Here is a 531-nt window from a genome sequence, read left to right as displayed (position 1 = left end):
GGGATGCTGATTATTGTCAGCATCCCTTTTTATAAAAAAATTATTTACGACTCTAAAGCAGATTCATCTTCTAAAGATATCTTCCACAATTCTTTCGCTTTTCCACTTACAGTTTCATCAAAAACAAAAGATCCATTCGTGTAACGATCATGATTTTTTAATGAAGCAGCATGGATTGTTTCGATTATGCCCTTTTCAGAAAGAATGAAAAGACTGTCGGTTTTATTGACAGTTTCAAATCCAATGACCCGATGTGGATTCGATTTCAATTCTCTCAAGACCACGACCCCGCGTTTTGCACGGCCAGTTTTTTCAAACTCGGTTAATTTCATTTTCTTGATGGCTCCGCGCTGGGTAACAATCAGAATTGATTCTTTACTATCCTTAGCTAAAACCTTGCCGCCAATAACATAGTCATCTTCTTTCAAATTAATCCCCTTAACTCCTGCTGCACGGACTCCAACGACACTTACTTCTTCTTCATCAAACCATAAACCGTAGCCATTATGAGTGACTAGGAAAAGCTCGGCC

General features: G+C 38.6%; 1 protein-coding gene. It reads right to left on the bottom strand.

Features of this window, described 5'->3' with window-relative positions:
• Window positions 1-44: 44 nt before the first annotated feature.
• On the bottom strand, window positions 45-531 hold a 487-nt coding region (locus AC1DUW_RS32160), incomplete at its 5' end, for a DNA gyrase C-terminal beta-propeller domain-containing protein (protein WP_477644628.1).

This window comes from Peribacillus sp. P4_C12, assembly GCF_056402095.1.
Note: the sequence above shows the minus strand (reverse complement) of the source record. Positions and strands in the feature narration are given on the sequence as shown.